This is a genomic window from Tessaracoccus sp. OH4464_COT-324, assembly GCF_003932855.1.
GTDB lineage: Bacteria > Actinomycetota > Actinomycetes > Propionibacteriales > Propionibacteriaceae > Arachnia.
This window is the reverse complement of record NZ_RQYZ01000116.1, coordinates 1-407: the sequence shown is the minus strand read 5'-3', so window position 1 is coordinate 407 and position 407 is coordinate 1. Positions and strand designations below refer to the sequence as shown.

Genomic DNA, 407 nt, shown 5'->3' with positions numbered 1-407 from the left:
AAGCAGAAAAAGATAAACCAACTTTAATTATTTGCAAAACCATTATTGGCTATGGTTCACCAAATAAACAAAATACTCATGATAGCCATGGTGCGCCATTAGGCGATGAAGAAATTGCTTTAACTCGCCAAGCATTAAATTGGAACCATGCGCCTTTTGAAATTCCAGCAGATATTTATGAACAATGGAATGCACATGAAAAAGGACAAGCAGCAGAAAACGCATGGAATGACAAATTTGCCGCTTATGAGAAAGCTTACCCAGAATTAGCAGCTGAATTTAAACGTCGTTTAGCAGGTGAATTACCAGCAAATTGGGCGGCAGAAAGCCAAGCTTTTGTTGAAAAATTACAAGCAAATCCAGCGAGCATTGCAAGCCGTAAAGCATCACAAAATGCGATTGAAGCA

Annotated in this window: 1 pseudogene; it reads left to right on the top strand. The window is 38.8% G+C overall.

The annotated features are described in order from the left end of the window. Positions 1-407, top strand: a pseudogene (locus EII42_RS12360) (transketolase); the annotation flags it as partial.